General features: G+C 71.9%; 19 protein-coding genes and 2 pseudogenes. 10 read left to right on the forward strand and 11 right to left on the reverse strand.

Translation table 11 applies throughout. The annotated features are described in order from the left end of the window. Positions 1-104 precede the first annotated feature (104 nt). On the reverse strand, positions 105-1865 hold the full coding sequence (locus KGS77_RS08860; RefSeq protein ID WP_242580094.1) for a PucR family transcriptional regulator: 1761 nt from the start codon (positions 1863-1865) through the stop codon (positions 105-107). A 158-nt stretch (positions 1866-2023) separates the two neighbouring features. Here KGS77_RS08860 and KGS77_RS08865 point away from each other — a divergent pair, with 158 nt between their 5' ends. Further along, entirely contained in the window at positions 2024-2443 is a 420-nt protein-coding gene (locus tag KGS77_RS08865; RefSeq protein ID WP_242580095.1) for a PIN domain nuclease, read from the forward strand. Between the two features lie 112 nt (positions 2444-2555). Here the strand turns inward: KGS77_RS08865 and KGS77_RS08870 are convergent, their stop codons facing one another. Further along, positions 2556-4808: an ATP-binding protein gene (locus KGS77_RS08870; RefSeq protein WP_242580096.1), complete on the reverse strand. Its 2253-nt coding sequence runs from the start codon at positions 4806-4808 to the stop codon at positions 2556-2558. Between the two features lie 290 nt (positions 4809-5098). Here KGS77_RS08870 and gabT point away from each other — a divergent pair, with 290 nt between their 5' ends. After that, positions 5099-6448, forward strand: coding sequence for a 4-aminobutyrate--2-oxoglutarate transaminase (gabT, locus tag KGS77_RS08875; protein ID WP_242580097.1), 1350 nt, complete (start codon positions 5099-5101; stop codon positions 6446-6448). 597 nt (positions 6449-7045) lie between these two features. Then, the gene (locus KGS77_RS08880) at positions 7046-7558 is read left to right on the forward strand and encodes a phosphatase PAP2 family protein (protein WP_347404459.1); all 513 of its coding nucleotides are present in this window, start codon (positions 7046-7048) and stop codon (positions 7556-7558) included. Positions 7559-7645: 87 nt separating this feature from the next. On the opposite strand, the gene KGS77_RS08885 is transcribed toward KGS77_RS08880, so the two are convergent. From KGS77_RS08885 to KGS77_RS08915, 7 genes and pseudogenes are all read right to left on the reverse strand, one after another. Next, on the reverse strand, positions 7646-8746 hold the full coding sequence (locus tag KGS77_RS08885) for a helix-turn-helix transcriptional regulator (RefSeq protein ID WP_242580098.1): 1101 nt from the start codon (positions 8744-8746) through the stop codon (positions 7646-7648). Between the two features lie 335 nt (positions 8747-9081). After that, the gene (locus KGS77_RS08890; RefSeq protein ID WP_242580099.1) at positions 9082-9531 is read right to left on the reverse strand and encodes a hypothetical protein; all 450 of its coding nucleotides are present in this window, start codon (positions 9529-9531) and stop codon (positions 9082-9084) included. 244 nt (positions 9532-9775) lie between these two features. Continuing rightward, a complete protein-coding gene (locus KGS77_RS08895) occupies positions 9776-11191 on the reverse strand; it encodes an FAD-dependent oxidoreductase (RefSeq protein WP_242580102.1) in 1416 nt (471 codons plus the stop codon). A gap of 5 nt (positions 11192-11196) precedes the next feature. Beyond that, a complete protein-coding gene (locus KGS77_RS08900; RefSeq protein ID WP_242580104.1) occupies positions 11197-11991 on the reverse strand; it encodes an ABC transporter permease in 795 nt (264 codons plus the stop codon). Next, on the reverse strand, positions 11991-12932 hold the full coding sequence (locus KGS77_RS08905; protein WP_242580106.1) for an ABC transporter permease: 942 nt from the start codon (positions 12930-12932) through the stop codon (positions 11991-11993). Before KGS77_RS08905 ends, KGS77_RS08900 begins: the two co-directional genes overlap by 1 nt. After that, a pseudogene (locus KGS77_RS08910) lies at positions 12929-14196 on the reverse strand (ABC transporter ATP-binding protein). Before KGS77_RS08910 ends, KGS77_RS08905 begins: the two are co-directional and overlap by 4 nt. Before the next feature lie 187 nt (positions 14197-14383). After that, positions 14384-15631, reverse strand: a complete 1248-nt coding sequence (locus tag KGS77_RS08915) for a spermidine/putrescine ABC transporter substrate-binding protein (protein WP_242580108.1) — start codon at positions 15629-15631, stop codon at positions 14384-14386. An 859-nt stretch (positions 15632-16490) separates the two neighbouring features. On the opposite strand from KGS77_RS08915, the gene KGS77_RS08920 reads away from it, so the two are divergent. Further along, entirely contained in the window at positions 16491-17066 is a 576-nt protein-coding gene (locus KGS77_RS08920) for an NADAR family protein (protein WP_242587362.1), read from the forward strand. Here the strand turns inward: KGS77_RS08920 and KGS77_RS08925 are convergent. Then, a complete protein-coding gene (locus KGS77_RS08925) occupies positions 17036-18055 on the reverse strand; it encodes a DUF4190 domain-containing protein (RefSeq protein WP_242580110.1) in 1020 nt (339 codons plus the stop codon). The genes KGS77_RS08920 and KGS77_RS08925 overlap by 31 nt on opposite strands. A gap of 114 nt (positions 18056-18169) precedes the next feature. Here KGS77_RS08925 and KGS77_RS08930 point away from each other — a divergent pair, with 114 nt between their 5' ends. After that, a complete protein-coding gene (locus KGS77_RS08930; RefSeq protein WP_242580113.1) occupies positions 18170-19204 on the forward strand; it encodes an adenosine deaminase in 1035 nt (344 codons plus the stop codon). A gap of 112 nt (positions 19205-19316) precedes the next feature. Here KGS77_RS08930 and KGS77_RS08935 read toward each other — a convergent pair whose 3' ends face one another. Then, positions 19317-20780: a gamma-aminobutyraldehyde dehydrogenase gene (locus tag KGS77_RS08935; RefSeq protein WP_242580115.1), complete on the reverse strand. Its 1464-nt coding sequence runs from the start codon at positions 20778-20780 to the stop codon at positions 19317-19319. Positions 20781-20975: 195 nt separating this feature from the next. Between KGS77_RS08935 and KGS77_RS08940 the strand changes: the two genes are divergently transcribed. The 5 genes and pseudogenes from KGS77_RS08940 (at position 20976) to KGS77_RS08960 (ending at position 25868) form a co-directional block, all read left to right on the forward strand. Next, a complete protein-coding gene (locus KGS77_RS08940) occupies positions 20976-21455 on the forward strand; it encodes an Lrp/AsnC family transcriptional regulator (RefSeq protein ID WP_242580117.1) in 480 nt (159 codons plus the stop codon). Further along, positions 21452-22813 carry an aspartate aminotransferase family protein gene (locus KGS77_RS08945; protein WP_242580119.1) on the forward strand — a complete coding sequence of 454 codons (1362 nt, stop codon included), beginning with the start codon at positions 21452-21454 and terminating at the stop codon, positions 22811-22813. Before KGS77_RS08940 ends, KGS77_RS08945 begins: the two co-directional genes overlap by 4 nt. Before the next feature lie 277 nt (positions 22814-23090). After that, positions 23091-23759, forward strand: a pseudogene (locus KGS77_RS08950) (ATP-binding cassette domain-containing protein); the annotation flags it as partial. A 254-nt stretch (positions 23760-24013) separates the two neighbouring features. Further along, entirely contained in the window at positions 24014-25267 is a 1254-nt protein-coding gene (locus KGS77_RS08955; protein ID WP_242580122.1) for a hypothetical protein, read from the forward strand. 307 nt (positions 25268-25574) lie between these two features. After that, a complete protein-coding gene (locus KGS77_RS08960) occupies positions 25575-25868 on the forward strand; it encodes a hypothetical protein (RefSeq protein ID WP_242580125.1) in 294 nt (97 codons plus the stop codon). Positions 25869-25873: the final 5 nt, after the last annotated feature.

A 25873-nucleotide genomic window follows, 5' to 3' on the forward strand; every position in this document is an offset into this window, starting at 1 on the left:
GTCACCGCACGGACCTTTCCTGTACGGGCCTCTTCGCTGTATGGGCCCCTTCGTTGTGCGGGCCCCTTCGTTGTGCGGGCCCCTTTCCTGTACGGGTCCGGGGCTCACTCCCCCGCCGGGCCCGCGGTCGCCTTCAGGGCGAGCCACAGCTCCATCCGGACGTCCGGGTCGTCGAGGGAACGCCCGAGGATCTCCTCCACCCGGCGCATCCGGTAGCGCAGCGTATGGCGGTGCACTCCCAGGTCGGCGGCGGCGGCGTCCCACTGCCCGTGCCGGGAGAGCCAGGCGCGCAGGGAGGCCACGAGGTCGCCGCGGCCGGTGGCGTCGTGCTCACGCAGCGCCCGCAGCATGCCGTCGGCGAAGGCCCGTACGGCCTCGTCGGCCAGCAGCGGCAGCACCGATCCGGCCGCCACGTCCTCGTGCTCCACCAGCGTCCGGCCCCGGCGGCGGGCGACGGAGAGTGCCTGCTCGGCCTGGCGGTGGGCGTTGGCGGCGGCCATCGGCCCCGACGGCGCGGACACCCCGACCGTCAGGCTCGCGCCGTCCCGCTCATACGTTCCTCGCTCCCCGGCCGCCCCGTGTCCCGCCCCGGTCCGCATCCCGCTCCCCGTCCCGGACCGCACCCCATCCCGAGCATCCCGAACGTCCCTGGCATCCCGAATATTACGAGCGTTCCCGACCTTTCGGACATCCAACGCCGCGGCGTACTCCGTGCAGGCGTCCACCGCCGCTCCGCCGTCCGGCGCCACGACGATCAGCCGGCCGCCGTCCGGCACGGCGAGCACCGCCTCGCCCGTACGGGCCGCCGCGGCCTCCATCACCTCGGCCAGCGCGTCCAGCGCCGCCACGAGCCCGCCGGTCCCACCCGACGCGCCGGCCCCACCGACCCCGCCGGACGGCTGCTCGGCGTCGGCAGTCGGCGCCGCCTCGGCCACCACGATCCGGAACGGCGCGTCCAGCAGCCCGCCGTACAGCCGGCCCGCCACCGCCCGCGCGTGGTCCGGCTCACCGGCCAGCAGCATCCGCAGCACCGCGGCGCCCAGCCGCTGCTCGGCCTCCTGCAGGGCCCGGGACCGCTCGGTGGTCAGGGTGAGCAGGGCGACGGCGGAGTGCACGGCGTACCGCCCGGCCGTGCCCAGCGGCGCGCCGGTGCCGACGGCGAGGACCCCGCGCGCCCGGCGGCCGGTGCCCAGTGACTGGAGCTCGACCCGGTCGCCGCCCTCGGCGTCGCTGACCACGGAGCTGGCCGGCGCCGGGCGCTCGCGCAGCCGCGCCACGTCGGCGGTGAGCCGGGCGGCGCGGCGGGCGGCCCAGTCCGGGGCGGCGGCCAGCACCGTCCCGGTCGCGTCGTACAGCGCGGCCCAGCCGTCGAGGTGGGCGGCGAGCCGGGCCAGCAGCTCGGCGGGTCCCTCGGCGCCCAGCGCCGCCCGCGTCAGCTCGCGCTGCGCCTCGAACCCGGCGGTCACCGCGCGGTACTGGTCGGCGGCGACGGCGGCCGAGACGGCCTTGCTGATGGCGATGAACGGCGTACGGCGCGGTACGCCCAGCAGCGGCAGCCCCGCTTCCCGCGCCGCCTCGATCAGCGCCCGGGGCACCTCGTCGTAATTGACGCCGACCGCGAAGCCGAGGCCGACCACCCCTGCCTCCGCGACCCGCCGCACGTACCTGCGGGCCGCCTCCGGATCCTCCGCCTCCAGCTTGAGCGCGGTGATCAGCAGCAGCTCGCCGCCTTCCATGTACGGCACCGGGTCGATCAGCTCGCTGGCGTGCGCCCAGCGCACGGGCACCTCCAGCCGCCCCTCACCCGCGAGCACGGTCAGCTTGAGCGCGGTGTGGTTGACCAGGGCGGCGAGGGTGAGCGGCATGGGACCTTCGGGGTGCTGAGGAGAAACGGCGCAGTACTGAGCCGGCGATTCGGCCACGGCGGCACGGACCCGGGCGCACTACTCCGTCCCGTATGAACCGCCACCGTCGATTCTGCCTCAGCGGAGGGTTCCGGGGGCCGTTTCGAGCCCTACCGTCCGTGAGCAGCTCGCTCTACCTCATCGACACCTCAGCTCTCTTCCGCATCCTCACCAAGCCGCTTCATGAGCGGTGGCGCGAACAGATCACGACGGGCATCATCAGCGTGTGTCCGGTCATCGAGTTGGAGTTCCTGTACTCCGCCCGCTCACCGGCCGATCGGCTGGAGAAGCGCCAACTGCTCAAGGAGACGTTCTCCTGGGTACCGATGCCCAGTGACGCATTCGAAAGAGCCCAAGAACTCCAACAGCAGCTCACCGAAGCAGGACAGCACCGTTCCGCCGGAGCGATCGATCTTCTGGTGGTTGCCACCGCGGAGCGCGAGGGGCTCGTCGTGTTGCATGACGACCGCGTTTATGAATCGGTCTCGCGTCTGACCGGCCTGCCGGTGAAGCGGGTGGCAGAGCCGGCTGCCGAGTAAACGCCCGAGGTCGGGCCCGACCCGGCCTCGCCGCTCGGACCCGTATAAGAACCTGGTCCCGCCCCACTGATGCAGCCGTATACGGAACCGGACCCGACCCCACCACCCCCGCTCAGGACCGCAGGTCCACCAGCACCGGGGGCGCGTGCTCGCCGCGTACCGAGGTGACCGACAGCACCGCGTGGCCGGCCGGTACGGAGTTGGCCAGGTCGGAGGCCGACCACCGCTCGCGCTCGACGGTCCGTACGGTGACGGCCTTGGCGGTGACGGCCTTGCCGGTCACCAGTTGGCGCAGGATGTGCAGGGCCTTCATCGCCGCCCCTTCGGCGATGACCTGCCGGTCGGTCACGTCCCGCGTCTGGACCCACTCCTTGCCCCACACCTCGGCGAACCGCGCGCCGTCCCACGTCGTGACGCCCGCGAAGGCCATCCGGCAGCCGACGGCCCCCAGCAGCGCGCTGCGCCGCGCCTCGGGAACCTCGTCCAGGGAGCGCAGCGTGAGCACCGCGCCGGCGTTGGCCGAGCGCAGCCGCTGGAGACCGCGCAGCGCCTCGGCGGTGATCACGTGCGAGGCGTCGTCCAGGACCACGCAGGCGAACAGGGAGCGGTCGCCGCGGGCGACCGCGCACTCCGTGAACTGCGCCAGCACCAGCCGCGCCAGCAATCGGGAGGCCTCGGCGTGGCCGCGCTCGGGCAGGTCGATACGGACCCGCAGCGGGTGGTCCAGGGCGCGCAGCGAGACCTGGCGGGTACGGCCGGAGGTGTCGAAGAAGCCGGCGAAGGCCGGACGGTCCAGGAGGGCGATCCGGTCGGCGAGCAGTTCGCCGACGTCACCGCCACGGCCCCCTTGGCGCTCGCGTGCGTCCAGTTCGCGCAGCAGGGACTCCTCCCCCGCCGCCTTGAGCTTGGTCCGCAGCCGGGCCAGCACGGCGGGCGACCCGTCCAGCAGCTCGCGCAGTTCCGCCACGGCGGGGAAGCGGCCGTACGCCGTGTGGAAGGGCCCCAGGAGCTGCGCGAGCGCGGTGGCGGCGCGCCGGCTGTCACCGCCGGGCAGGGTCGCGGTCAGGTCGCCGACGAGCGCCTCGGCGAGGATGCCCGCCGCCTCGTCCGGGTCGGCCGTACCGCCGTACAGATCCAGGTCACAGTCCGGGTCGGGGCCGCCGATCCGGACCACCACATCGAAGGCGTCGTCCGGCACCGGGCTCGACCCGGCCGCGCCGACGGCGACCACGGCACACTGCCCCGCCAGCGCCTGGAGGCACATCGCCTCCACGACCGGCCGCACCAGCCGGCTGGTCTTGCCGGCCCCGGGCGGCCCGACGGCCAGCAGGGACGTGCCCAGCAGGGCGGGGTCCAGGGCGATGCCGGCGCCCCGGTGCCCGTAGGGGTTCCGCGGGTCCTCGGCGGCGGTGCCGATGCGGACCTGGTGGGCCAGCAGGTCGTGCCGGGCGGAGCGGGCGGGCAGGTCGCGCTGACCGGAGGGGTGGGCGCAGGCCGCGGCGCCGTGCCGCAGCACGGTGTCCGTGAAGGCGGCCAGGGAGTTCGCGCCGGTCCGTACCGAACGCCAGGCGCGCTCGATACGGGCGGCGTCCACGTCGTTCATACGGCCCGAGCGGGCCTCGGCGGCGAGCCGGTCGGCGGCGTCCGACGCCCCGTGGGCGCGCAGCTCCGGCCACTGGGCACGGTCCGCCGCGGGCTCGGGCGCGGCCTGCGGACGCCGGTCCCGTACGCGCCGCAGCAGGGGCAGCACGAACCGGCGCCCCACCTCCCGCCAGCGGCCCAGCCGTCCGAAGACGACCACCAGGAGCGCGATGCACAGGCCGTAATAGATGTAGGTGGCCCAGGTGTACGCCTGGATCCCGTCGTCCGTCGTACGCCAGGAGTCGGGCGTGAGCACCGCCAGTGGCCACACCCAGTAGTTGCCGAGGTAGCCGTTCCACAGCAGCGACCACAGCAGCCAGCCGCACAGGAAGGAGATCAGCGCGCCGACGATCAGTTGCCGCGCCGGGACCCGGTCCGGCTCCTCGGGGGCCTTGGGTACGTGCCCGTACGCCCAGATGCCGGGCGCGGTCGCCCGGCGCGGGGTGCGCAGCCAGCGGACGAGGGGCGGCTCGGCGGTGGGCTGTCCGGCTGCCCGCTGTACGGGCTCCCCGGGCGGTACGGCCGGCCGCGCCGGAGGAACCGGAGGCGCCGCAGGCACCGGAGGAATCCGGACGGACGGCGGGACGGAATCGGAGGCCGGTAAGGGAGCGGGTGACGTCGGAGGCGTGGCCGGCATGGGAGGCGCGGCCGGACGCGGCACCCGCCGCCCGGACCGTGTCCCGGACCGTGTGTCGTGTGCCTCGTGCGTGCCCTCGGTGTCCATCCGGTGCCCTCGTCCCCCTCCTTGAGCCACGAAAAAGCCGTGAAGCCATGAAGCCATGCAGCCGCACAGCCGTGAAGGCCGGAGCCTGCAAGCCGCGAAGCCGTAAGCCGTGTCCGGCCCCTGGGGCCTCACCCGTGCTCAATGTAGTGCCCGCGCTCCGTCTCTATGTCCGCCGAGGACAACGCAACACGCCCACTTCTCCCGAACGGAACATGCCCGAGTCCGCCACGCCCGCCTAGCCTGCGAGCACAACCCCTTCAGTACGTCCCGTTCCACCCCAGGAGACTGCCATGACCGAACTGTCCGGAGGCCCCTCCCTCCCCCAGGAGCGTCGCGTCGTCACCGCGATCCCCGGCCCCAAGTCCCAGGAGCTGTGGGCGCGCAAGCAGGCCACCGTGGCCGGCGGCGTCGGTGCCGTGCTGCCGGTGTTCGCCAAGCGCGCGGGCGGCGGCGTCCTGGAGGACGTGGACGGCAACTCCTTCATCGACTTCGGCTCCGGCATCGCCGTGACCTCGGTCGGCAACAGCGCCGAGGCCGTGGTGCGGCGCGCCACCGCGCAGCTCGCGGACTTCACCCACACCTGTGTGATGGTCACGCCGTACGAGCCGTACGTGGAGGTCTGCGAGCAGCTCGCCGAGCTGACCCCCGGCGACCACGCCAAGAAGTCCGCGCTGTTCAACTCCGGCGCCGAGGCGGTCGAGAACGCCGTCAAGATCGCCCGTGCGTACACCAAGCGCCAGGCGGTCGTCGTCTTCGACCACGGCTACCACGGCCGTACGAACCTGACGATGGCGCTGACCGCGAAGAACATGCCGTACAAGCACGGCTTCGGCCCGTTCGCCCCCGAGGTCCACCGCGTCCCCCTCGCCTACCCCTACCGCTGGCTGACCGGGCCGGAGAACTGCGCGCAGGAGGCCGCCGAGCAGGCCATCTCGCAGATCACCAAGCAGGTCGGCGCGGAGAACGTGGCGGCGATCATCATCGAGCCGGTGCTCGGCGAGGGCGGCTTCATCGAGCCGGCCAAGGGCTTCCTGCCGGCCATCGCGCAGTTCGCCAAGGACAACGGCATCGTCTTCGTCGCGGACGAGATCCAGACCGGCTTCTGCCGTACGGGACAGTGGTTCGCCTGCGAGGACGAGGGCATCGTCCCGGACCTGATCACCACCGCCAAGGGCATCGCGGGCGGCCTCCCGCTCGCCGCCGTCACCGGCCGCGCCGAGATCATGGACGCCGCGCACGCGGGCGGCCTCGGCGGCACGTACGGCGGCAACCCGGTCGCCTGCGCGGCGGCGCTGGGCTCGATCGAGACCATGCGTGAGCTGGACCTGAACGCCAGGGCGCGGCGGATCGGCGAAATCATGAAGGCGCGTCTGACGGCGATGGCGGAGAAGTACGACATCATCGGCGACGTCCGCGGACGCGGCGCGATGATCGCCATCGAGCTGGTGAAGTCCGGTACGAAGGACCCGAATCCGGAGGCAACGGGCGCGCTCGCCAAGGCGTGCCACCAGGAGGGCCTGCTCGTCCTGACCGCCGGTACGTACAACAACGTGCTGCGCTTCCTGCCGCCGCTGGTCATCGGCGATGACCTGCTGACCGAGGGCCTGGACATCCTGGAAGCCGCCTTCGCAACGCTCTGATCCCTCACCAGGGCCCCGTGACCCGCCCCCGGCTCCCTCCGTCGCCGCCTCCTCATCCCCCTCCGTTCCCGGCGCATGACGTGAAGAAGATGTGCGGGGGCGATGGCGGCCGGGTGTTCCGGCTGACGGACGGGCCCTGTCTGCCGTACGGTTTTCGCAGATGAGAGAAACACCCCGCTCGCAGGGGACTGCGAGTGACGCCCGGCCGGCGCTTCCCCGGCTCCGGCCCGGCCGTGCCCTGGCGCACGACACCGGGGCCCCGGGCCCCGGATTTCCTCACCGATCGGATGGCCGCCCGCCCCACACCCCCGGGGCGCGCGGACCACCGGTCATCCCGGCCGTCCCGGAACCACCCCCCCTGTTCCGGGACGGCCGACCCCTCCCCGAGGCCGCCGGCTCACCCAGGGGACGGTCTACGCGCTCGGCGCCCTCCTGTCCGCCCTCCTCTTCACCGTCCTCGCCTGGCAGGTCGTCTCCCACGGCCCGCTGCGCACCCTGGACGAGCACCTCGGCCGTACCCTCGCCACCAGCACGCCCCTCACCAGGCTGCTCCCCACCTCCCTGGCCGGACTCTTCGCCGACCTGGGCAACACGGCGGTGGCCCTGCCGGTCCTCGCTCTCTGCGCCGCATACACCGCCTACGCCGCACATACCGCCCGCCCGCCCCGGCCCTCAGAGCCCGAACAGGCGAACACCCCCCACGACCGCCGCTGGTGGCTGCCACCCCTGGCGGCCCTCGCCACCATGGCCGCCGTCCCCGCCCTGGTCGTCCCCCTCAAGGTCTGGCTCGCCCGCCCCGGCCCCCCGCCCATGGTGGCCACCGGCGCACCCGACAACTTCTTCCCCTCCGGCCACGCCGCCACCGCCGCCATCGCCTACGGCGCCGCCGCCCTCCTCCTGGCCTGGCGCCACCCCCGCGCCCGCCGCCCCCTGGCCGCCGCGGCCGTACTCCTCAACCTCGCCGTAGGCATCGGCCTGGTACGCCACGGCTACCACTGGCCCCTCGACGTCACCGCAAGCTGGTGCCTGGCCGGCATTCTTCTCCCGGCCTTCTCAGCGGCCCGCGCCCGCTGGTCGCCGCCGTCCCGCTGGTCGCCGCCGCCCCGCTGATCCGGCGCCCTCCCCCGGAGTGGCACCCGCCCAACCGGAAGTCCCGGTGGGAAGGCCGGGTCCGTGCCCCGAGTGCACGTGCGCGTACTACGGGGAGGAAGCCGGCAGGTGGCCGAGCCGTACGGCCAGGACGCCGGCCTGGAAGCGGCTGCGGGCCTTCATTCCGGCCATGGCCTCGGTGGCGAGGCGACGGGCCGTGCGGGCGGAGACGCCCAGGTGCCGGGCGACGGTGGCGTCCGTGTGGCCGTCCGCGAGCAGTCGCAGTGCCGCGATCTGCTGCGGGGTGAAGGCGCCGGCGTCGCGCCGCGGTGGCGGTCCGAACCGGTCGGCGTTCGCCCAGATTCCGTCGAAGAGCGCGCACAGCGCGCTGACCACGCCCGGGACCCGCACCACCACCGCTGTCCGGGCGGGCTCGGTGCCTCCGGAGGAGACGATCGCGGTCCGCCGGTCGAAGAGCGCCATCCGGGTGGGCAGGGCGGCGGTCGTACGGACCTGGCCGCCGATCGAGGCCAGCCACCGGGCGTGCGCCACCGCTTCCTGGTCGTGCCGGGAGCTGTCCAGGCGGACGGTACGCACGGTGACGCCGCGCCCCAGCATCCGCTCGTACAGCGATCGGGGCACCGGCAGGTCGGCGCTCCCCGGGCCGCTCTCCCGCCCGTTGTTCCGGCCGTTCTCCCACCCGTTGTTCCGGCCGCTCTCCCGGCCGCTCTCCCGGCCGCGTTCCCGGTCGCGTCCCGCGGCGAGCAGGTGGAATTCCTCCACGGTCTTGTCGCCGAGTTCGGTCATGCCGTCACCGATGCGGTCGGCGCCGGCCAGCAGGGCCGGGCCGTTGTCGGGGGCGGCGCGGTACTGCACGGCGAATTCCGATATCAGCCGGGCGGCGGCGGCCCGGCTTTCCTCCACGCGCTGCTGCTGGGCGGCGAGTTCGGCCTGCTGGCGGCCCAGCAGCATGTCCATGCCGAGCCGCGGGCTGACCGCGTACAGTTTCCGGGGGTCCTCCGCCGACGGCCGTACGAGTGCCAGGTCGGCGAGCCGTCCGGTGGCCGCCCGCAGTTCTTCGCCGGTGAGGGCCAGCCGGTCCCGTACGGCCTCCGGTGAATCCTCCGGATGGGCCAGCATCGCGCGGTAGACGGATTCCGTCAGCGGATCGACGCCCAGTCGGCCGAGAAGGTGCGGCGATGTGCGCATGGTGGTCTCCCCTTGCGTATTCCGCGCGGCGAGCCGGGCGGCAGGCGCTTTCACGCCGCCGTCCGCGGCCGGGGCGGCCCCCGCGGTCGCCCCACCCCTGATCACGGATTCCGCGCTCGGAAGACTCAGTTGGCCGCCGGAAATACCCGCAACGCCCGAGGAACGTCTCATTCCTCGCGGGCGAGGGCGTTTCTGATGGATCTCCGTGGAAGACGGAGCGGTGTTCGGTGCGTGCGCTCGGCGTGCGGTGTGAAGGGTCATGTGGCGGAGCCACCTGTCCCTTTGCGCCGTGCGGCGAGGGTGCGTGCCGGGCGTCGCGAGGCCGCGGAGATCCGTCAGAAGCGCCCTAGGGACGCCGCGGCTTCGTGCAGGGCCAGTTCCAGTACCGCCGGGTCGGTCAGCGCGCCCGAGCCGTCCGGTGGCACCAGCCAGCGCACACCGCCCGTCGCACGCCCCGGGTAGGGCACCACGATCCAGGTGCCGCGGCCGGCGCCGCGTACGCCCGTACCCAGCCAGCGGGCGACCGTGCCCGGCGGTACGAAGAAGCCCGCCCGGGAGTCGCCGAAGTCGGCCAGGACGGGTCCCGGGCGGTCCAGGACCCGCCCCAGCACGTCCAGGGCCGGGTAGCCCAGTTCGCCCCGGACGATCAGGACGTCCCAAAGCCTGCCGGCGGGAAGGAGAGTCACCCCGAACGGGTTGCGCTCCCATTCCCGCAGGCAGGCTCCGGGGTCCGGGGCCGCCGCCGCCAGCCATTCCACCGCGCTTTTGGGCGCTGCCGCTGCCATGGCCTCCTCGCTTCCGCGGCCCGGGCGGGCCGCTGTCTGCCTGGAGAGAGCGTGCGGCGGCGCCACTCTTACGCGGCTTGCCCGGGTTTTTTCCCGACGGTGGCGGTGACGTGGCGGTGACGAGGGCCAACTTCTCTTCCGGGGTGGCGGACAGCCGTACCCGTAGGGCGATTGGCACCTGCCGTACGGCCGACGGCCCCTGCGCGACGGCCGGCGTCTGTTCCCTGTCCCTGTTCGGCGGCCGTCAGCTATCGAAGCCCAGCCCGGCCTTGTCCATCGCCTTCAGCCACAGGTTGCGGCGCCCGCCCCGCCGGTCGGCGCGGGTCATCGACCACTGCGTGATGCCGATCCCGGCCCAGCGCAGCGGTTCGGGCGGGAACGGCAGCGGCTTGGAGCGCACCATCTCCAGCGACGTACGCTCCGTGCGCTCACCGGACAGCAGGTCGAGCATCACCTCGGCGCCGAAGCGGGTGGCGCCCACACCCAGGCCCGTGTACCCGGCGGCGTAGGCCACCCGTCCGCCGTGCGCGGTGCCGAAGAAGGGGGAGAAGCGGGAGCAGGTGTCGATCGCGCCGCCCCAGGCGTGGCTGAAGCGCACGCCCTCCAACTGCGGGAAGCAGCGGAAGAAGTGGCGGGCGAGCTTCTCGTACGTGGCCGGGTGGTGGTCGTAGGCGCGGCGCACCCTGCCCCCGTACCGGTAGACGATGTCATAGCCGCCCCACAGGATGCGGTGGTCGTCGGTGAGGCGGAAGTAGTGGAAGTGGTTGCTGCTGTCGGACAGGCCCTGGCGGTGGCGCCAGCCGACGGCGGCGAGCTGGTCCGCGTCCAGCGGTTCGGTCATCAGCGCGTGGTCGTAGACGGGCACGACGTACGGCCGTACGCGGCGGACCAGCGAGGGGAAGGCGTTGGTGCCCAGCGCCACGTGCCGTGCGAAGACCCTGCCGTGCGGGGTGCGGACGGCCGTTCCGGGGCCGTGGGAGACCAGTGCCGTGGCCGGGGTGTGCTCGTAGATGCGTACGCCCAGTGCCAGGCAGGCGCGCTTGAGGCCCCAGGCGAGCCGGGCCGGGTGGAGCATGGCCACGCCGGTGCGGTCCCACAGGCCGGCCAGGAAGGCCGGCGAGTCCACCTCGGCGCGCAGCGCGTCCCGGTCCAGGAAGACATGGCGGTCCAGGCCCAGCCGGGCGGCGTCCCGGGCGGTCTGCCGCAGCTCGGCGACCTGGTGGGACGCGGTGGCGACATCGATCTCGCCGGTGCGTTCGAAGGAGCATTCGATCTTGTGGCGGGCGAGGGTGTCCTCGATGGCGTCGAGGTTGCGGGCGCCCAGTTCCTCCAGCCGCTCCATCTCCCGCGGCCAGCGGGCGAGGCCGTTGCCCAGCCCGTGGGTGAGGGAGGCCGCGCAGAAGCCGCCGTTGCGCCCGGAGGCGGCCCAGCCGGCCTCCTGGCCCTCGACGAGGACGACGTCGCGGTCCGGGTCGCGTTCCTTGGCGATCAGTGCGGTCCACAGACCGGAGTATCCGCCGCCGACGACGAGCAGGTCGCAGGTCTCGTCGCAGGTCAGGGCGGGCAGGGCGGCCGGACGGTCCGGGTCCTCCAGCCAGAAGGGGGCGGGACAGGCGTCCGCGAGGGCGCGGACGGGATGGGACATGGCAGCTCGTGCCATGGTTCTCAGCTCCTTCTACGGCGTCCCGCGGCCAGTTGGCCGATCAGTACGCAGAGCACGGCGATCAGGAACATCGCCGTTCCGATGACATTGATCTGAACGGGTGTGCCCCGCTGTGCCGATCCCCAGACGAACATCGGGAAGGTCACGGTGGAGCCGGCCTGGAAGTTCGTGATGATGAAGTCGTCGAAGGACAGGGCGAAGGAGAGCAGCGCGCCGGCCGCGATGCCGGGCGCGGCGATCGGCAGCGTCACGCCCAGGAAGGTCTGGGCCGGGGTCGCGTAGAGGTCCTGGGCCGCCTGCTCGAGCCGGGGGTCCATGCTCATCACGCGGGCCTTGACGGCCGTCACCACGAAGCTCAGACAGAACATGATGTGCGCGATCAGGATCGTCCAGAAGCCGAACTCGATGCCCATGTTGAGGAAGAGGGTCGCCAGCGAGGCGGCCATCACCACTTCGGGCATCGCCAGCGGCAGGAAGATCAGGGTGTTGACGGCGGAGCGGGCCCGGAAGCGGTAGCGGGCCAGCGCGAAGGCGATCATCGTGCCGAGCACGGTGGCGCCGAGCGTCGCCCACAGGGCGATCTGGAGGCTGAGCCCCAGCGATCCGCACAGGTCGGCGACGCCGCAGGGGTCCGTCCAGGCGTCCGTGGAGAAGCGCTGCCACGCGTAGTTGAAGCGTCCGTTGGGCTTGTTGAAGGAGAAGACGAGCACCACGAGGTTGGGCAGGACCAGGTACGCCAGCGTGCACAGGCCCGCGATCACCACCAGACGGCGGCGGAGCCACTTGAGCAGGGCCATCAGACCAGGTCCTCCGTCCCGGACTTGCGGATGTAGAGGGTGACCACCGCGAGGATGGCCGCCATGAGGATGAAGGACAGGGCCGCGGCCGTCGGATAGTCCAGGACCCGCAGGAACTGGGACTGGATGACGTTGCCGATCATCTTCTGGTCGGTGGACCCGAGCAGTTCGGCGTTGATGTAGTCGCCCGAGGCCGGGATGAAGGTCAGCAGCGTGCCGGCGACCACCCCCGGCATGGACAGCGGGAGGGTCACCTTGCGGAAGGCGGTGACCGGACGGGCGTACAGGTCGCCCGCCGCCTCCTGGAGCCGGGGGTCGATGCGCTCCAGCGAGCCGTACAGCGGCAGGACCATGAACGGCAGGAAGTTGTACGTCAGTCCGCAGACCACCGCCAGCGGCGTGGCCAGCACCCGGTGCCCCTCGGTGATCCCCAGCCACCTGGTGACGTCCAGGACGTGCAGGCCGTTCAGTACGCCGACGACCGGGCCGCCGTCCGCCAGGATCGTCTTCCAGGCGAGCGTACGGATCAGGAAGCTGGTGAAGAAGGGCGCGATGACCAGGACCATCACCACGTTGCGCCAGCGCCCGGCCTTGAAGGCGATCAGATACGCCAGCGGGTAGCCCAGGAGCAGACACAGTACGGTCGCGGTGGCGGCGTACAGGACGGAGCGAACGAACTGCGGCCAGTACGTGCCCAGCGCGTCCCAGTAGGCGGCGAAGTGCCAGGTGACCTTGAAGCCCTCTTCCAGGGAGCCGGTCTGCACGGAGGTGGACGCCTGGTAGACCAGGGGCGCGGCGAAGAAGACGAGCAGCCACAGGATGCCGGGCAGCAGCAGCCAGTAGGGGACCAGGCGCTTGCGGGCGGTGCGGGCGGTGGACCGGGGCGTGGGCTGCGGGGTGGGCTCTCCGGACGTCCGGGGAGGCACGTCGGTGCTGCTCATGCGGGCCCCTCGGCGGTCTCGTCGGTCTCGGAGGTCTCGTTCGTCCCGCCGGTTTCGTTCGTCCCGTCGGTTTCATCGGTGATCGCGCCCGCGGTCATGTCCTGGGAGGCGTCCAGCCCGAAGGTGTGTGCGGGGTTCCAGTGCAGGACCACGTCCGCGCCGGGGACCATCCGCGTGTCGCGGCCGGTGTTCTGCTCGTAGACGGACAGCTCTCCCGCTCCCGGGACCTGGATGACGTACTGCGTGCAGACGCCGAGGAAACCGGCGTCCTTGATGCGGCCGGGCAGCCGGTTGTGGCCCTCGGCGATCGTTCCGGCGTCGTCGGCGTGGGTAAGGGTGATCTTCTCCGGGCGTACTCCCGCCAGGATCTTCTCTCCCCTACGGACGGTCCCTGTACGGCCGGTCCCTGTACGGACGGTCCGGGTACGGCCGGAGCCGGAGCCGGCGCGGCATCGGCGCGCGGGCAGCCGAAGTTTCGTTTCCCCGGCCTTGAGCAGCAGCTCGTCACCGTCGGCCGCCACCACCTCGGCCTCGATGAGGTTGGAGGTGCCCAGGAAGTTGGCGACGAAGGTGGTGGCGGGGTTCTCGTACAGATCGGCGGGGGCGCCGAGCTGCTCCACCCGGCCGCCGTTCATCACCGCGACCGTGTCGGCCATCGTCATGGCCTCCTCCTGGTCGTGGGTGACGTGGATGAAGGTGATGCCGACCTCGGTCTGGATGCGCTTGAGTTCGAGCTGCATCTGACGGCGCAGCTTGAGGTCCAGGGCGCCCAGTGGCTCGTCCAGGAGCAGCACCCGGGGGTGGTTGATCAGGGCGCGGGCGACCGCGACGCGCTGCTGCTGTCCGCCGGAGAGCTGCTGCGGCCTGCGGCGGGCCAGGGGGCCGAGCTGTACGAGGTCCAGCATCTCCTCGACCTGCTTCCTGACCGACCTGACGCCGCGACGGCGCAGGCCGAAGGCGACGTTCTCGAAGATGTCCAGGTGCGGGAAGAGCGCGTAGTTCTGGAAGACGGTGTTGACCGGGCGCTTGTAGGGGGGCAGCGCGGTGACGTCCTGCCCGGCCAGCTCGACCGTTCCGGTGGTGGGCTCCTCCAGGCCGGCGATCATGCGCAGGGTGGTGGTCTTGCCGCAGCCGGAGGCGCCCAGCAGGGCGAAGAAGGAACCCGCGGGACGGTGAGGTCCAGCGGGTGCACGGCGGTGAAGGAGGAGCCGTAGGTCTTGCTGATCCCGGTGAGGCGGACATCGCCTCCGGAGTGCTGCGTCATCTGTGGTCCCGGGGTCGGAGGTCGGGCGGCGGGGGCTGCCGGGCGTGGGGGTGTCGGGCGTGGGGGGTGTCGGGCGGCGGGCAGGCGGGAAGGTGGGGCGCCGGTGCGCTGTCATGAGGCGGGGCGGAGGCCGGAACGGTGCGTCACATCGTGCGTCGCATCGGGACGTGCGCGGTTCCGGCGGTGCTCAGGCCCCGGTGAGGTCGGAGAACTTCTGCGTGAAATCCTTGCTCTCCTCGGCCGACAGGGCACGGAAGACGTGCCCGGCGGCTGCCGTCTCCCGGTCCGGCAGGATCAGCGGGCTGGCCGCCAGCTCCTTGTCGATCTTCGCCAGCTCCTCGCGTACGCCGTCGACCGGACAGGCGTAGTTGATGTACGCCGCGACCCGCGCCGCCACCTTCGGCTCGTAGTAGTAGTCGATCAGGCGCTCGGCGTTCTTCTTGTGGCGGGCCTGGTTCGGCACCATCAGATTGTCCGTGGAGAGCATGTAGCCGGCCTTGGGAACGGCATACCCGATGTCCGGATTGTCCTTCTGGAGCTGGACGATGTCACCCGCCCAGGCCATACAGGCCGCCAGGTCGCCCTTGCTCAGGTCGTTGATGTAGTCGTTGCCGGTGAACCGGCGGATCTGCTTGCTGTCCACGCCCTTCTGAAGGCGTGCGACGGCGGCGCCGTAATCATCCGCCGTGACCTCCTCGGGCCGCTTCCCCATGTCCAGCAGCGTCAGGCCCATCGTGTCGCGCATCTCCGAGAGGAATCCGACGCGCCCCTTGAGCCGGGGGTCCTCCAGCATCTGGCCGACCGAGTCGACCGTGCGTCCGCCGGTGGCCTTCCGGTTGTAGGCGATGACGGCGGGGATGCCCGTCCAGGGGTAGGAGTGGACGCGCCCGGGGTCCCAGTCGGGGTTGCGGAACTGCGGCGCCAGGTTGGTGTAGGCGTGCGGCAGGTTGGCCGCGTCCAGCTTCTGGATCCAGCCCAGCGAGATCATCCGGCCGCACATCCAGTCGGTCAGCACGATCAGGTCGCGGCCGGTGTCCTGGCCCGCCGCGAGCTGGGCCTGGACCTTGCCGAAGAACTCGTCGTTGTCGTTGATGTCCTCGGTGTACTTCACCGCGATGCCGGTACGCCGGGTGAAGCCCTCCAGCGACGGGCGGCGCTTGCCGTCGTCGCTGACGTCCATGTACTCCGTCCAGTTGGAGAAGACCACCCGCTTCTCCTCCCGGGAGTGGTCCCGGGACGCCGCGGCGTCCTTACGGCCCGCGGGCGGGATGCCGCAGGCCGCCAGCGGGCCCAGGGCTCCCGCGGCCAGCGCGCCCGCGCCCGCCGCGCGCAGCAGGGACCGGCGGGTCATGGCCAGCCGGCCGTCGGTCAGGCTACGGCGGACGGCGGCGAGCTCGGCCGGGGAAAAGGTTTCGGCCTGCTGGCGCTGCTCCATGCGCGGTGCCCTTTCAGGAGGGAGCCGGCGGTCAGCCGGTGGTGGACGGGCCCCGTGGTACGGCCCTGGTGGTGGTACGGCCCCGAAGCGGTCACGGCCGTCCGGCGGTCGCCGGGAGGAGTCGGCTGCGGCCCTTCGAAGACCGTCCGGTGCCAGTCCTTGGCGGCGACTCCCGTGCTGTCATACATCACATGCCTGACCTGCGTGTATTCATCGTAGGAATACACGGACACGGCCAGGCAGGAGCCCGACGCCCGGGAGCCGTCGTGCCGCATCCCGCTCAGCACCGGGGTGTGGTCATGCACCCGGACGCGGCCCGCCCGCGGCCCGCGGGCGGCACGGCCGGCACCGGGCCGAAAACCTCTCGCCACAGGATCTCACCGAGCCGGCCGGCGCCGGTGACCAGGGTGGGCCGGAGGTGCCCCGGCGCGGCCGGCCGACGATGTACCGCGCGCCCCGGGCGCATCGCTCGGTGACCTCGGATCGCATTTTCACGTGCTCTCCTCCGCCGGGCGCCCGGCCGGGGCCGCCGGAGCCGCTCAGCGGCACGGCCGGGCGTAGCTGGATCCGGAATTGGAGGCCGATCCTGGCAGGAGGGCGGTCCGTCAGCAAGGGATTCCGTTGTTGCCTTTTGATTACGCGACGGATTCGGCGCTTTTTGTGCGGGGGCGCCAGATGCCTTGTCAGTGCCCGCTGACAGAATCCCGGCATGAAGCACGACACCACGGGGACGGCGGGGACGATGAGCACGACGGGGGCAGGACCAGGACGGCCGGCGCGGGAGGCTTCGGTGGACGGCGCTCCGCCGAAGCGTACGGCGACGGAGAACGCCGCGGCCGGGACCGCGAGCACCGCGGCGGTGTCCGCTGCCGACGGGCCGCGGTCGGTCGAGGAGCTGGTGGCCGCCGCGAGCGCCGGTGAGCGCCACAAATACGTTTTCTTCTGGGGGCACACCCCGCGGCGGGACGGGAGTCTGGGCCCGAGCTGCTTCAGCCAGTGGTGGCCCTCCCCCTTCACCGTCGACGGGGTCCGGTACGCCACCGCCGAGCACTGGATGATGGCAGGCAAGGCCCGGCTGTTCGGGGACCCGGAGGCGGAGCGGCGGGCCCTGGACGCCAAGCACCCCAAGCAGGCCAAGGACGCCGGGCGCTCGGTGCGCGGCTATGACGAGGAGACCTGGCAGCAGCACCGGTTCGACCTGGTCGTCGAGGGCAGTGTGCACAAATTCGGCCAGGACCCCGCGCTGCGCGACTACCTGCTCGGTACGGGCTCCCGCGTGCTGGTGGAGGCCAGCCCGCTGGACCGGATATGGGGCATCGGCCTGGCGGCCGACGACGAGCGGGCGGACAGCCCCCAGCGCTGGCTCGGGCTGAACCTGCTGGGCTTCGCGCTGATGGAGGCCCGTCAGCGGCTGGCGGCGACGCCCGCGGCCTGAGAGGCGGGCCGCGGCTGAGTGGCGGCCCGGCCGGTGGTGACCGGGACGGGCACGTACGTGTACGTGTGCGCGTACGCGCGCGGACGGGTGTCGGTGGGGGTGGCCAACGGGGCCCCCGGGGCCGACGCGTACGGCCGCATGCCCGCGAGGGCGGCCGTGACCGACGCCGCACCCGCCGACGCGGGCACGTTTGCGGCGCGGACCGGCGCCGGTCCGGAGTGTGCGCGTATCCGAGCCGGTACGGGTACGGCGGGCGCGGCGTCGTAGGTGTCGCCGTAGCCGGGGTCGTCTCCGCCCACATCGCCCCCGTCACCCCCGTAGCCGCCGCTCCGGTCGGTCACGGTGACGACGATCATCAGCACGCTCACCAGCAGCGCCAGGACACCCAGGAGGATGCCGGCCAGCGCCGTACCGCCGTTGGCCGCCTCGCCCCTGGCCGCCTTGGAGCGGCCGATGCCCCCGAAGATGATCGCGAGGACGCCGAGGACGATGCCGAAGACGACGCTGATACCGAGCACCGCGCCGACTATGCCCAGAACCAGGGCGGCGGTGCCGAAGCCGTTGCCCGGTGGCGCGGGCAGCGTGCCCACCGGATAGGGGTAGCCGCTCCACGGCCCGTACGCGTGCGCCTGGCCCGGGTAACCGGGGTGACCGGCGGGCAGACCGGGATGAGCGGGGTGGCCGGGAAAGCCGTCCGGCGCCCCCGGCTCGCCGGGCGGGCCGGCCAGCCGGCGCTGCCCGTACGGCGGCCTGCCGGGCCACGCCTCGGACTGCGGCGGCCCGTACGCGGAGCCGGAGCCCACCGGCGCGAAACCCGTCGGCAGGCCGGGCGCGGGAGGAGGCGGCGGTACGGCATGCCAGTTGGACCGGCCGCCGTCCCACCGGTCCTTGCGCGGTCTGCCCGCCGACGGCTCGGCCAGCGGCGCCCTGTCCTGACGGGGCGGCGCCCAGGGGTCGCGCGTCTCGGGCTGCTGCTGACTGTCGGACATGACCCTCCCCCTTCACTGTTCCGCCATGCTAAGACCTGCCCGGCACGCGTACGGCGGACACACATACGATGACCATCACGTGCCCGGCGACCGCTCTTGGACCAGGAGGAAACGTTGTCCGATCTCGATGCGTTCATCGCGGGACTGCCCAAGGCGGAGCTGCATGTCCACCACGTCGGCTCGGCATCGCCGCGCATCGTCGCCGAGCTGGCGGCCCGGCACCCCGACTCCAAGGTCCCCACCGACCCCGAGGCGCTGGCCGACTACTTCACCTTCCGCGACTTCGCGCACTTCATCGAGCTCTACCTCTCCGTCGTGGACCTGATCCGCGACGCCGAGGACGTACGGCTGCTGACGTACGAGATCGCCCGCGACATGGCCCGGCAGAACATCCGCTACGCCGAGCTGACCGTCACCCCCTACAGCTCCACCCGCCGCGGCATCCCGGACGTCGCCTTCATCGAGGCGATCGAGGACGCGCGCAGGTCCGCGGAGTCCGAGCTGGGCGTGGTGCTGCGCTGGTGCTTCGACATCCCCGGCGAAGCCGGCCTGGAGTCCGCCGAGGAGACCGCCCGCATCGCGTGCGACCTGCGGCCCGAGGGCCTGGTCTCCTTCGGGCTGGGCGGCCCGGAGATCGGCGTACCGCGCCCGCAGTTCAAGCCGTACTTCGACCGTGCCATCGCCGCCGGTCTGCATTCGGTGCCGCACGCCGGTGAGACGACCGGCCCGCAGACCATCTGGGACGCCCTGACCCACCTGCGCGCCGAGCGCATCGGCCACGGCACGAGCTGCGTCCAGGACCCGAAGCTGCTGGCCCACCTCGCCGAGCACCGCATCCCGCTGGAGGTCAGCCCCACCTCCAACATCGCCACCCGCGCCGTACCCACCCTGGAGGAGCACCCGCTCAAGGAGATGGTCGACGCGGGCATCCTGGTCACGGTCAACAGCGACGACCCGCCCATGTTCGGCACGGACCTGAGCATCGAGTACGGCATCGCCGCGCGGCTGCTGGGCCTGGACGCGGCCGGGGTGGCGGCGCTGGCCAGGAACGCCGTCGAGGCGTCGTTCATGGACACCGCCGCCAAGAAGGCCCTGACCACGGAGATCGACACCTACACCGCCGGCTGGACCCGCCAGTCCCTGGTGTAGAGGCGTCGGCGGCTTCGGGGTCACGTCCTGCCGGACCGTCCCCGCACCCCCGCCCTCCCCCGCCGCCCGCGCACACGCCGTACGCGGGCGGCACGGTGACCACGGTCGTGGATCAGCCGTCCAGTGAGGTCATCACGTGCTTGATGCGCGTGTAGTCCTCGAAGCCGTAGCCCGAGAGGTCCTTGCCGTAACCGGACTTCTTGAACCCGCCGTGCGGCATCTCGGCGACCAGCGGAATGTGGGTGTTGATCCACACACAGCCGAAGTCCAGCTTCTTGGACATCCGCATCGCACGTGCGTGGTCCTTGGTCCACACCGAGGACGCCAGCGCGTACTCCACGCCGTTGGCCCACTCCACCGCCTGGTCCTCGTCGCGGAAGGACTGCACGGTGATGACCGGGCCGAAGACCTCGTGCTGGATGATCTCGTCGTCCTGCTTGAGGCCCGAGATCACGGTCGGGGCGAAGAAGTAGCCCTTCTCGCCGACCTGCTGGCCGCCGGCCTCGATCTTGGCGTGCGCGGGCAGCCCGTCGATGAAGCGCTTGACCTGGGCGAGCTGGTTGGCGTTGTTCAGCGGCCCGTAGAGCACGTCCTCGTCGTCGGCGGCACCGGTCTTGGTGTCGTCGGCGGCCTTGGCCAGCGCGGTCACGAACTCGTCGTGGATCGCCTCGTGGACCAGCACCCGGGTCGCGGCCGTACAGTCCTGGCCGGCGTTGAAGTAACCCGCCACCGAGATGTCCTCGACGGCCTTGGCGATGTCGGTGTCCTCGAAGACCACGACCGGCGCCTTGCCGCCCAGCTCCAGGTGGACCCGCTTGAGGTCCTTGGACGCGGACTCGGCGACCTGCATCCCGGCGCGTACGGACCCGGTGATCGAGGCCATCGCCGGGACCGGGTGCTCGACCATCAGGCGGCCGGTGTCACGGTCGCCGCAGATGACGTTGAAGACGCCGCGGGAGTGGCCGAGTTCGTCCAGCACCCCGCCGACGATCTCGGCGATCAGGACCGTCGAGGCGGGGGTGGTGTCGGAGGGCTTGAGGACGACGGTGTTGCCCGCGGCCAGCGCCGGGGCGAACTTCCACACGGCCATCATCATCGGGTAGTTCCACGGCGCCACCTGGGCGCACACACCCACCGGCTCCCGCCGGACGATGGAGGTGAAGCCGTCCATGTACTCGCCGGCCGAGCGGCCTTCCAGCATCCGCGCCGCGCCCGCGAAGAAGCGGATCTGGTCGACCATCGGCGGGATTTCCTCGGAGCGTACGAGCGCGATCGGCTTGCCGCAGTTCTCGGACTCGACGGCGATCAGTTCCTCCGCCCGCTCCTCGAACCGGTCGGCGATCTTCAGCAGCACCTTCTGGCGCTCGGCGGGGACCAGGTCGCGCCAGGCGGGGAAGGCCGCTTCGGCGGCGGCCATCGCGGCATCGACGTCGGCCGCGCCGGACAGCGGAGCGGTCGCGTACGCCTCACCGGTCGCCGGGTTGACCACCTGTGTCGTACGCCCGTCGGCCGCGTCCCGGAACTCCCCGGCGATGTAGTTGCGGAGCTTGCGCAGTTGCCCCTGCTCGGTGGTCACTGTGCGACCCCTCCTGTCGGTGTCCTGTGGTCCGTTGTCCATGGGTTGAGACGGTCCCACCCTAGTCGCCGAGGTGACGCTTTCGACATACCCAACCAGCATGAACGACGGAATCAGTGGTTTTCCGTTTCTTATGCAACTGATTTCATCGAAACTTGCTTGCGCGACAGACGAGGCTCGTGCACAGTGAGGTGCGTGGCCACACGTGACAGAAACGGCACCCCGTCGATCGACTCCGTCTCCCTGGCGATCATCGAGCAGCTCCAGGAGGACGGGCGCCGTCCGTACGCCGCGATCGGCAAGGCCGTCGGCCTCTCGGAGGCGGCCGTACGGCAACGCGTACAGAAGCTCCTCGACCAGGGCGTGATGCAGATCGTCGCGGTCACCGACCCCCTCACGGTCGGCTTCCGCCGGCAGGCGATGGTCGGCATCACCGCCGAGGGCGACCTCGAACCCGTGGCCGACGCGCTGAGCACCATGGAAGAGGTCGAATACGTGGTCATGACCGCGGGCTCCTTCGACCTCCTGGCCGAGATCGTCTGCGAGGACGACGACCACCTCCTGGAAGTGATCAACAAGCGGATCCGCGCCCTGCCCGGCGTCCGGACCACCGAGAGCTTCGTCTACCTCAAGCTCCGGAAACAGACCTACACCTGGGGAACGGGACAGCGATGAGCGAGGGCCTCTCCAAGACGGCGTACGACCACCTGTGGATGCACTTCACCCGCATGTCCTCCTACGAGAACGCGCCGGTGCCCACCATCGTGCGCGGCGAGGGCACCAACATCTACGACGACCGGGGCAAGCGCTACATCGACGGGCTGTCCGGCCTGTTCGTCGTCAACGCCGGCCATGGCCGGGCCGAACTCGCCGGGACCGCCGCCAAGCAGGCCCAGGAACTGGCCTACTTCCCGGTGTGGTCCTACGCCCACCCCAAAGCCGTCGAACTCGCCGAGCGGCTGGCCGGCTACGCGCCCGGCGACCTGAACAAGGTCTTCTTCACCACCGGCGGCGGCGAGGCCGTCGAAACCGCCTGGAAGCTGGCCAAGCAGTACTTCAAGCTCACCGGCAGGCCCGCCAAGCACAAGGTGATATCCCGCGCCGTGGCCTACCACGGCACCCCGCAGGGCGCCCTGTCCATCACCGGCCTGCCCGCGCTGAAGGCCCCCTTCGAGCCGCTGGTCCCCGGCGCCCACAAGGTCCCCAACACCAATATCTACCGCGCTCCCTTCTTCGGTGACGACCCCGAGGCGTTCGGCCGCTGGGCCGCCGACCAGATCGAGCAGCAGATCCTGTTCGAGGGCCCGGACACCGTCGCCGCGGTCTTCCTGGAACCGGTGCAGAACGCCGGCGGCTGCTTCCCCCCGCCGCCCGGCTACTTCCGGCGCGTACGGGAGATCTGCGACCGGCACGACGTGCTGCTGGTCTCCGACGAGGTCATCTGCGCCTTCGGCCGCCTGGGCACGATGTTCGCCTGCGACAAGTTCGGCTACGTCCCGGACATGATCACCTGCGCCAAGGGCATGACCTCGGGCTACTCCCCCATCGGCGCCTGCATCGTCTCCGACCGCCTGGCCGAGCCCTTCTACCGGGGCGAGAACACCTTCCTGCACGGCTACACCTTCGGCGGCCACCCGGTCTCCGCCGCCGTCGGCCTGGCCAACCTCGACATCTTCGAGCGCGAGGAACTCAACCAGCACGTCCTGGACAACGAGCACGCCTTCCTGACCACGCTTCAAAAGCTGTACGACCTGCCGATCGTCGGCGACGTCCGCGGCAACGGCTTCTTCTACGGCATCGAACTCGTCAAGGACAAGACCACCAAGGAGTCCTTCGACGCCGAGGAGACCGAGCGCGTCCTGTACGGCTTCCTCTCCAAGGCCCTGTACGACAACGGCCTTTACTGCCGCGCCGACGACCGCGGTGACCCGGTCGTCCAGCTCGCCCCGCCGCTGATCTCCGACCGGTCGGTCTTCGAGGAGATCGAACAGATCCTGCGCGCCACCCTCACCGAGGCATGGACCAAGCTCTGATCCCGCCCGGCACAAGCGGTGCTCATGGTGGTCCCACGCCATCCAGGCTGTGATCCCGCCGCGCTCCGGACGCTCTTTCGGCCAATGATGCACAACTGAATACCCACCGGCCCGGGTTCTCTTATATGAAGCCATATGAGTGAACCTGGGCCGTTGCACGCCCGGAGCGCCGATTGCCGGGGGCCGCCACTCCTTACCGTGCCAGTGACCGATACCCTCCATGGTCGTTCACCCGGTCGGGGGAACGAACGGACGCGAGCGAGCAAGAGGTGCGCAGATGGTGGCCCCGCCCGACAACGACGTTCTACGGGCCCACGGCCTGCACCACGCACACGGCAGTACCACCGCTCTCACCGAGGTCTCCCTGGGTGTCCGCGAGGGCCAGATCCTCGCCGTCGTCGGTCCCCGCGGCAGCGGCAAGACCACCCTTCTGAGATGCCTGTCGGGTCAACTCGTGCCCCACAAGGGCGAGGTGTGGTTCAACGATACGTCCGTGCACACCCTCTCCAGGCGCAACCGCGAGCGTCTGCGCCTGGACCACTTCGGCTGGATCGACACCGAGCCCCGCCTCGTCCCCGAACTGAACGCCTGGGAGAACGCCGCCCTCCCCCTCCTGCTGCGCGGCATCCCCCGCCGTGACGCCAAGCAGAGCGCGGGCGAATGGCTGGAGCGGCTGGACGTGAGCCAGTGCGCCCGCCGCCGTCCCGCACAGCTCGACCAGTCCGAACGCCAGCGGGTCGCCCTCGCCCGCGCGCTGGCCACCGCCCCCAAGGTCCTCTTCGCCGACGACCCGGCCGCGCCCCTGCACCGCGCCGAAGGCGCACAGGTACTGCGCACCCTGACCACGGCGGCCCGCTCGCACCACATCACCGTCGTCCTCGCCGCGGCCGACCCTGCCACCTCCTCCCTCGCGGACCACACCGTCACCCTGCTCGACGGCCGCCGGATCGAGGCCACGCCCGAGGAGAACTCCGAGGACGGTGCCGGCGACAACTCCGGCGGCACCGCCCGCGACGACTCCGGCGACGGGCCGGGTGACAGCTCCGTCGACGGCCCGGGTGACGGCTCCGACGACGGTTCCGGTGGCGGCTCCGACGACGGTCCAAGTGACGGACCGGGCGGCGGATCGAGCGAGGGACCAAGCAACGGACCAGGTGACGGACCGGGCGACGGCGCCGGCGACGAGGAAAGCAGGGCAGCGTGCTCGCTCTCCGCCTAGCCCGCGGCTCCCACCCCCTGGTCCTGTTGCGCCGTCTGTTCGTCGTCGCCGCCTCGGCGGGCACCGGCTTCCTCCTGCTGGCCGCCCTGGGCCACGCCACCGCGCACCCCGACGCGGCCACCGCCTCCCTCGCCCGCCTGATGTGGTGCGCCGTGCCGCTGGCGGCCACCGCCCAGCTCTCCGCGTCGGTGGCCCGCGCCGACCCCGCCGCACGCCTGCGCCGGGGCATGGCCGCCGTCGGCCTCGGCTCCGTACGCCTGACTCTGCTCGCCGCCACCTCCACCGCTCTGTCCTGCCTGCTCGGCAGCCTCCTGGCCGCCCTGGCCTTCCTTCATCTGCGCGGCCACTTCCACCGCGGCCCCTTGAGCGGCTCGGCGGCCGGTCTGCTCGGCGCCGGCCACCCGCTGCCGCCGGCCGGTACGCTCCTTCTCCTGTGCGTCGTGCCACTGAGCGCCGCCGTCGTCACCGCCGTCGCCCTGCGCCCGCGCAAGCACATCCCTCCCTTCACCGACACCACCGCCGTCACCCACACCACGGCGTCCCGCACCACCGCCCCCGGTCCCGCCGCGCCCGGTCCCACCAGCCATGGCGCCACCAGCCGCGAGGCGACCGGCGGCCCCACCCTCCCCGCCGGACTCCCATGGGGCATCGCCCTGGCCGCCATGGGCCTGGCCCTGGAGGCCCACACCGGCCGCGGCTCCGCCGGCCCCGGCGGCCTGCTGCCCCTGCCCGGCCGCCTGACCGACAGCCCGCCGGGCGTCCTGCTCGGCTGGGCACTGTCCGCCCTCGGCCTCGTACTGGCCGGGCCGGGACTGGCCCATGTCTGCGGCCGGCTGCTGTGCGCCTGCCGCCCGGGCGCGGTGCGCCTGCTGGCCGGCCGCGCCCTCCAGGAGGAGGCCCGCCGCATCGGCCGCCCCCTGGGTGCTCTGTGCGTGGTCGCCTCCGGCACGTACGCGGCGATCAGGGTGTACGAGACGTCCGGCGCCCGCCCCTTCGGACCACTCACCGCCCTGGCCATGGCCCTGGTCCTGGCCTGCGCCGGCATCAGCGTCCTCACCGCCGCGGTGGAAACCCGCTCGGCACGCGCCCACACCACCGCCGCCCTACGGCGCCTGGGCACCCCCCTCTCGTTCCTCCACCGCGTCACAGCCCTGCGCGCTACCGCTCTTCTGCTCGTCCTCACCCCCTTGACCTGGGCCCTCGCGGAACTTGCAGCCCTACCCGTGCTCCGCTGACCCGCCCGACGCACGCACCAGAAGCACCAGCCCCGCAATCCACCGAAACACAGGACCCGGCCAACCCCCCGAATCCACCAACAGCACCCTCCACCCCAGCACCACCGCCCACCTCTCCTCCCTCTCTCCTCCCCTCTCCTCGCCTGCCCCTCTCTCCCCTGGACGAGTAAGTCCCATGTGTCCAGCGATCGAACGCGAACAGGGACCGTGACCTGCCGGCCGTTTCTGTGATGACGCCAGATGGCTGCGGCCAGGGCGAGTACGCACCGGGCAACGCGGACCGCGACGCCCTCAGCGGTGCGGCGCCGTGCTGTTCCGGCGCGAACTGACCCTTGAGAGGCCCGTTCACAGACTCGGTCAACTGGCGCACCGACGTCAGCAGCCGCTTCCCCCGACGCTTCTCCTCACGCTTGAACGAGGGTCGCAGCAACTCGGTCCCGCGCACGGCAAGGTCGTTCTCGAATCCCTGGAGGCAAAGGCCCCTGCCGGCGATCAGCAGCAGCCCGAGCCGGACGGTTACCAGGCCGGCATCGAGGTCGAGCATGGCCTGCGGCACTTCTCGCTGGTCCGGGTCCGGGTCCGGGTTGGTCAACGGACTTGATCATC

Source organism: Streptomyces sp. MST-110588 (genome assembly GCF_022695595.1).
Classification (GTDB): Bacteria; Actinomycetota; Actinomycetes; order Streptomycetales; family Streptomycetaceae; genus Streptomyces.